Source organism: Holdemania filiformis DSM 12042, from assembly GCF_000157995.1.
Taxonomy (GTDB): domain Bacteria; phylum Bacillota_I; class Bacilli_A; order Erysipelotrichales; family Erysipelotrichaceae; genus Holdemania; species Holdemania filiformis.
In genome coordinates, this window is the sequence record NZ_GG657556.1 from 300,954 (window position 1) to 307,970 (window position 7,017).

Below are 7,017 nucleotides of genomic sequence, written 5' to 3' on the forward strand. Positions count from 1 at the left end.
TTTCGCATGCTCTATTATAATAAGGATAGCGATTGCGGAAAGAGGAGGAAAAAACGGAATGATTGATATTCATTGTCATGTATTGTGGGGCGTCGACGACGCGTCGCAGGATCGGGAAACAGCGAAGAAGATGCTCCAAATTGCGGTAGAGGATGGGATTGAGGCGATCTTGTGTACACCGCACAGTCTTCCTTATTATAAATATGAAAACGACGCGCAAACGCTGGCGGCGCCCTTTGCGGCGCTGCAGGCGTTGATCGCCGAGGAAAACTGGCCGATTGAAACGGCGCTGGGCTGCGAGTTCTTTTTGACCGACGCGTCGCTGGAATGGATCCGCAAGGGCCGGGCGTTGACGCTGAATGGTTCGCGGCGGCTGTTGATCGAATTCCCCTGGTATCAGAAGGTGCAGCTGGGCAGCAGCGAAACCGAGCTGTTAAAGCAGGTATTGGATGCGGGTTATGAGGTGATTATCGCGCATCCGGAACGATATAAGAGCGTGCAGGAGGACTTCTCCATGCTGAAGCGCTGGCGGGCTATGGGCTGCGATTTTCAGGTCAACCGGACTTCGCTGATCCTCAACGAAGATAAGGAACAATGCGCGCTGGCCTGGCGGATGGTAGAGGAAGGTTATTGCGACGCCGTGGGCACTGACGCGCATCATTGCTGGGGCAAGCGGGTGATTAAGCTGAGCGATGTTCAGGCCGAGATTGAACGGCGGACTGACCGGGATACCGCGCTGCGGCTCTGTCATGAAAACGGACGGCGGCTGATTACGGGAGAAGCGCTGATCCATTGTTGAAGTGAAAATCATCAGGAAAGGAAGAGGACGATGTAACCGGTGGGGAAGGAGAACAACCAAGGCTGGAATCTCAATGGAAGGAACAGGGAAATAAATATGAGTGAAAATATCATCGATCAGCTCTATCGTTTTGAAGGACAGCCAGAGGCTTCGTTTGCGGAAACCTTCGCCAGCCAGGTCAAAACTTTCAGCAAGGACGTCGTCGTTTATCAGCAGCGGGTAGGCGATACCGAGGTGCAGATCATCACCGCCGAGCGTTATTACGCGCGGATGAATTCGGCAACGGGCGTGACAATCACCTTGTTTATTCGAGAAAGGGAGATTATGGCTTATGTCGCGGTTATGGCTGGCGGCTACGGACCGTTCAATGTCAGCTGGGGCAACTATGAAAACTATTTGGAAAAGGTCGAGAAGCTTTTGTTTTCGTACGCTTTCAAGCGGATCCCGGATGCGGCCGGCGTTCGTCCGTAAATCATTTCTCAGAAAAGATCCATCCTCAAGAAGTAGGATACGCTAAGGCGAAAGCCGCTCCGGAAATAAGCTGTTTTTGATTATTGACAGAGGCTTCATTTATGAGTATACTTTTTGAAGTGATCCTTTAAGAGAGTCCCGTGAGGCTGCTCAAGGAAGATGAATACGTTTCGCCTGTTCATTTACTCCTGATCTTAAAGGGTCAGGAGTATTTTTATGAAAGGGGAACTGTATGAAAAAAACAGAAAAAAAAGGCAATCATCTTGCCGTCAAAATGGCGATCGCCATGGTTCTGGGGCTGATCTGCGGCCTGGCCATGCTGATGCTTCGTGAAAATCTCTTGACCTCGGGCCAGACCCAGACCTGGGCGGCCATCAACAATCTATTATTCCAGGATATTACGGCGGAGGCGGGCAAGAACGCGATCGGTTTGTTCTACATCGTCGGTCAGCTGTTTGTCAACGCGCTGCAGGTCATCATCGTACCGATGATTTTCTGTTCGATCGCTTTGGCGATCTGCCAGATTACGGATACGCGCAAGCTGGGACGGATTTCCAGCAAGACGCTGGGAACATTCTTACTGACGACGGTGGTGGCGCTGGTGATCGCCGGAGCGGTCGGCCTTACCGTTTACGCGACTGGAGCTTTCAACGCGGTGGAGGTCAGCGGCTTGAATGTCTCGACGGGGTCCAGCGGAAGCAATCCGCTGTCAATCTTGTTGTCAATCGTTCCGAACAACATGACCAGTGCATTCTCAACCAACGGACAAGTGCTGGCGGTGGTGTTCTTAGCGGTAGCGACGGGGTTGGGCATCAACGCCCTGGGTTCCAAGGTAACCGTTTTAAAGAAGCTGCTGCAGGAAATCAGCGATATCATCACGGTTTGCTTAAGCTATGTCATCAATAAATTTGGTCCGCTGGCAATCTTCGTTCTTTTGACCCGGACGTTTGCGATTTACGGTATCGATCATCTGAAGCCGGCGCTGGCCTATGTCGTCACGACGGTGCTGCTTCTGCTGGCCTTCCTGCTTGTCGGCTATGCAGTCTTTGTGGCGGTCTTGGGCCGGATCAATCCGATTCCGTTCGTTAAGAAGATTGCGAAGGTCGCGGTGTTTGGCTTCTCTACGTCCTCCAGTGCGGCTACGCTGCCGCTGAACCGCAAGACGGTAACCGAGGAACTGGGCGTCAGCGATGAAATCGCATCGTTCACGCTGCCGTTAGGCATGACGGTTAATATGGACGGAACGGCAATCATGCAGGTCATTGCCGCAATCTTCGTCGCGGCTTCCTCCGGCTATTCCGTGACGGTTTCCAGCATCGCGATCATTGCGATCCTGGCGCTGATCGCTTCGATCGGTACGCCGGCGGCTCCGGGGGCAGGAGCGGTCATCCTGTTCACGATTCTGACGGGGATGGGTTATACCAATGACGCGGCGTTACTGGCGTATTCGCTGATCCTGGCGATCAACCGGCCGATTGAAATGCTGGTCACTTCGCTGAATGTCGTGGGGGATGCCGCAACGTCGGTCATCGTCGCCCGGAGTGAGAAAATGCTGGACGAAAAACAGTACAATGCTGAACAAAACTAGGGTTTAAGCCATGTTTGCCAGAAGCTGAAAATAGCTTCTGGTTTTTTCATATTTGTCCGTGACAAACAGGAATTTCAGTGCTATTCTAGTATTCAGTTTAAGGGGGAGCATCACTGATGAGGAAGCATCAACATCCAACGGTTAATGAGATTACGGAAGGGGTTATTTGGAAACAGCTGCTGCTGTTTTTCTTTCCGATTATGCTGGGCACGTTTTTCCAGCAGTTATACAACACGGTCGACGCGATTATCGTCGGCCAGTTTGTCGGCAAGGAGGCGCTGGCGGCGGTTGGGGGCGCGACGGGGACTTTGATCAATCTGCTCGTCGGTTTCTTTGTCGGCTTGTCTTCGGGCGCGACGGTCATCATTTCGCAGTATTACGGCGCGCGGAAGGTGGAACAGTCGAGCGATGCCGTGCATACGGCGGTGGCCATGTCGTTGATTGGGGGAGCAATCATGATGGTGATCGGGATCTTCGGCGCACCGGTGGCGTTAAGGGCGATGGGAACGCCGGAGAACATCATGAATTATTCATTGATTTATATGATCGTTTACTTCGTCGGCTTGATTCCGAATTTGTTGTACAATGTCGGGTCCGGTATTCTGCGGGCTGTCGGGGATTCCAAGCGGCCGATGTACTTTCTGATTGTCTGTTGCCTGGCCAACGTGGTTCTGGATCTGCTTTTTGTCCTGGTCTTCCAATGGGGCGTCTTCGGCGCGGCGGCGGCTACCTGCCTGGCGCAGTTTATCAGCGGCGGACTTGTCTATCTGAGCTTGTCTCAGGCTGAGGATGACCGTTACCGGCTGATCCGCAAGCGAATTCGGCTGCATGGTGAGTTGTTGAAGGAAATCGTCGTAATCGGGATCCCGGCTGGGCTGCAGTCGGTCATGTATTCGGTGTCAAATATTGTGATTCAGGCCAGCGTGAATACGTTTGGCACGGACACGATCGCGGCGTATACGGCGTATGGGAAGATCGACGGGATCTTCTGGATGATCATGGGGGCTTTCGGCGTGGCGATCACGACGTTTGTCGGACAGAACTTCGGTGCGCGTAAAATCGACCGGATTCACAAGAGCGTCAAGGTGTGCCTGGCGATGGCATTTGGCACGGCCTTGGGAATGAGTGGGATCCTGATGGTGACCAGCCGCTGGATCTATCATCTGTTTACGCAGGACGCGGCGGTGATTGAGGTGGGGATGCAGATGTTGTTGTATCTGGCTCCTTATTATTTTACTTATGTGTGTATCGAAGTGTTGTCCGGGGCGGTGCGCGGAACAGGAGATTCTGTGATCCCGATGATCATGACTTGCATGGGGGTATGTGTATTGCGCGTCGTTTGGATCTGGATCGCCGTACCGCTGAATCCTACGATTGAGAATGTTTTGTTCAGCTATCCGTTGACGTGGAGTCTGACTTCGATCCTGTTTGTGCTGTATTATCTGCAGGGCGGCTGGTTAAAGCGCAGGTTGAAAAAAGAAGAGAGGAAAGGGCTTCAAAATTGATTTGTTTATTCTTTTAAACAGTTTACAAGATTCGTTAGGGTGTAAGTCCAGTTAGATTTTCTTGAGTTCTAAAACTGTATAAATAAAAAATCGAAGGTAAAAATACTTCGATTTTTTATAATTTTTAATGAACGTTCAGGACAAAAAACACGTAATTCATTACATTTTAGGTGTCGAAACTGGAACTTTACCTACACTTTGATTGACAATCATCTGATCTGCTTTTATAATGTCTAATGTAAGAGGATAGGGCAATTATTTCCATTAATTACCTTAAAAATCACTGTCACAAAATGTGTAGGTTTTCTTACAAATGTGAATTAGGTTTGCGTTAGTTCAATCATCCGCAAAAAAGTGCTACAAATTTTTTGCTTTTTTATTGGAAAAAACGGAACTGAATTGAAAAAGAAAGTTATTCTTCCTTAATGGCTGCAAGGGGCACCTTGGGGAAGGGTTTCAAAGGTATGCTTTTAACGAACCCATTTTTTAATGTCTGGGTCGGCGAAGCGTACCTTTTTTTGTTTTCTAACAAAGGATGTGACAAATTGAAACGAAAGAAACAAAGGAATAAAACAAAGACATTATTATTAATTGTAGGGATTCCCGTCGCTTTAATCTTAGGGCTAGTTTTAAGCGGAAATCTCTATATCGACTCATTATTGAATAAAACAATCCGATCCCGAAAACTGACTGATGAAGACGCAATGATCAATCAGGAAGTCTTAGATCAAGTGAAGAATCATCACATCGTAAATATTGCTTTGTTTGGTTCCGATAATGCAAGAAAAGCACAATGGAATGATTATGAAATGGAGCGCGCAGACGCTACAAAGATCATATCGTTAGATTTTGATGCCAAGAAAATCAAGATTACATCTTTGCAACGCGATACGTTAATCTGGATACCTGAACCCTACAATGATTACGAAAAACTGAATCATGCCCATTGGCGAGGTGGCCCCGAGTTGGCTGTCAAGATGTTGAATTATAACTTTGATTTAGATATCACGCAGTATGTTGGATTTAGCTTTGAGGCTTTTTCGCACTTAGTAGATTTAGTTGGTGGAGTTGATTTTGTATTGCCTGAAGGTTTATTATCTCAAATGATTTATGACATAGGAGCAAGAGAGGAAAATGGTGTCTATCATCTAAATGGGGAGCAAACTACTTATTATTGTAGGATTAGAGAAACGGATGACGACTTTCATCGAATGGATCGTCAGAATGAAGTTATCTTAAAGATTATTGAGAAACTCAGTAAAAAGAATTTAATTGAATTAATGGATATCGTCAATGAAATGCTTCCTTATATAGAAACGAATCTGACTAATAATGAAATTAAGAATTATGTCAGTTCGTTATTGAGCTTCGATTTGAAGCATCTGGATCAGTTTCAGATTCCATCAAAAGGAATGGACTCAATTGAGAAGGTAATCGAATACAACGGATTCAGTCCGATCTATATGATGGAAAACTATGAAGACCTGGCGAAAGAACTTCATTGGAACATTTATGAAGATGAAGATTATCAGCCAAGTTCAACGATAATTCAACTTGAACAAAATATACAAAGAGAATTCGGATCCTAAGTAGGGTCTTTTTAATTAGAAATAAGGGGAGAGACGAGAATGTACGAAAACGACGAAATTGAAATTGATCTATCGCGGGTGTTTGAAATCATCAAAAAGCATTTCAAACCTTTCGCGCTGATCATCCTGGCCGCTTCGATTGTAGCGGCTTTGATCACGCTGTTTCTGATACCGAAGAAATACACAGCGGAAGCAAAGCTGATCATTGTCCAGAAGTCCAACCCTGACAGTCAACAGATCAGCTATAATGACCTTCAGACATCACAAAAGCTGGTGAATACCTACAGCGAGATCCTGAAGAGTGAAGCGATCAGCGATGAAGTAATTCAGAATCTAAAATTGGAAGACTTAGATACGGAAGGATATCAGAAGATCGTTAAGATCAGCTCAGTGAAAGATACGGAAGTCATCACGATTGCGGTAACGTCAAAAGATCCAAAAGAAGCTGCAGTGATTGCGAATGAGATCGTGGATGTATTTCGAGATAAGATCTATTCTATTATGAATATTGAAAATGTGACCGTTTTAAATTCTGCAAAGATTCCAGAGAAAAAATCCAGTCCATCGAATATTAAAAATACTCTGATAGGCTTCTTACTGGGCTGCGTTATTGATGGTTGCATTGTTGTTTATCTCTTATTAAATGACAGAAATATCCGGACTGAAGAAGAAATGAAACAGATCTTTGATTATCCGATAATCGGTTTAATACCTGATATGACGCATGGAACAGGAGGTGCTGAGTAATGCTGAGAGTTGGCGACGAACTGATTACCTTAATCGACCCAGATGCGCCTGCATCCGAAGCTTACCGGACTTTGAGAACCAATATTCTGATGCGAAACTTCGATCGGGATATGAAGGTTATCAATATTATTTCAACGACAGCCCAGGAAGGGAAGAGTACCTGTGTCCTCAATCTGGCTATGGTGTATGCCCAATTACAAAAGAAAGTCTTAGTCATTGATTTAGACTTGCGGATGCCAACAATTCATAAGAAACTGAAGTTAAAGAATAAAAAAGGCATCTCGGATATCATCGGTCATCAGGCTGAGTTTGAAGAAG

General features: G+C 46.5%; 7 protein-coding genes. All 7 read left to right on the forward strand.

Annotated features, from left to right (window positions below):
* Positions 1 to 58 precede the first annotated feature (58 nt).
* On the forward strand, positions 59 to 799 hold the full coding sequence (locus tag HOLDEFILI_RS07265) for a tyrosine-protein phosphatase (protein ID WP_006058908.1): 741 nt from the start codon (positions 59 to 61) through the stop codon (positions 797 to 799).
* Positions 800 to 895: 96 nt separating this feature from the next.
* On the forward strand, positions 896 to 1,270 hold the full coding sequence (locus HOLDEFILI_RS07270) for a DUF6054 family protein (RefSeq protein WP_039864279.1): 375 nt from the start codon (positions 896 to 898) through the stop codon (positions 1,268 to 1,270).
* Between the two features lie 232 nt (positions 1,271 to 1,502).
* Complete coding sequence (locus HOLDEFILI_RS07275; protein ID WP_006058910.1) at positions 1,503 to 2,858, forward strand: dicarboxylate/amino acid:cation symporter; 1,356 nt, start codon at positions 1,503 to 1,505, stop codon at positions 2,856 to 2,858.
* 116 nt (positions 2,859 to 2,974) lie between these two features.
* On the forward strand, positions 2,975 to 4,363 hold the full coding sequence (locus tag HOLDEFILI_RS07280; protein WP_006058911.1) for an MATE family efflux transporter: 1,389 nt from the start codon (positions 2,975 to 2,977) through the stop codon (positions 4,361 to 4,363).
* Between the two features lie 545 nt (positions 4,364 to 4,908).
* Complete coding sequence (locus HOLDEFILI_RS07285; RefSeq protein WP_039864501.1) at positions 4,909 to 5,952, forward strand: LCP family protein; 1,044 nt, start codon at positions 4,909 to 4,911, stop codon at positions 5,950 to 5,952.
* Between the two features lie 39 nt (positions 5,953 to 5,991).
* Positions 5,992 to 6,699, forward strand: a complete 708-nt coding sequence (locus HOLDEFILI_RS07290; RefSeq protein ID WP_006058913.1) for a YveK family protein — start codon at positions 5,992 to 5,994, stop codon at positions 6,697 to 6,699.
* Positions 6,699 to 7,017, forward strand: a 319-nt coding sequence (locus tag HOLDEFILI_RS07295) for a nucleotide-binding protein (protein WP_006058914.1), incomplete at its 3' end; no start/stop codon positions are given. The genes HOLDEFILI_RS07290 and HOLDEFILI_RS07295, both read left to right, overlap by 1 nt.

Excerpts from the sequence above, each read along its gene's own strand:
- HOLDEFILI_RS07280 (WP_006058911.1), top strand. The coding sequence starts at position 2,975 with ATGAGGAAGCATCAACATCCAACGGTTAATGAGATTACGGAAGGGGTT.
- HOLDEFILI_RS07275 (WP_006058910.1), top strand. The coding sequence starts at position 1,503 with ATGAAAAAAACAGAAAAAAAAGGCAATCATCTTGCCGTCAAAATGGCG.
- HOLDEFILI_RS07270 (WP_039864279.1), top strand. The coding sequence starts at position 896 with ATGAGTGAAAATATCATCGATCAGCTCTATCGTTTTGAAGGACAGCCA.
- HOLDEFILI_RS07290 (WP_006058913.1), top strand. The coding sequence starts at position 5,992 with ATGTACGAAAACGACGAAATTGAAATTGATCTATCGCGGGTGTTTGAA.
- HOLDEFILI_RS07265 (WP_006058908.1), top strand. The coding sequence starts at position 59 with ATGATTGATATTCATTGTCATGTATTGTGGGGCGTCGACGACGCGTCG.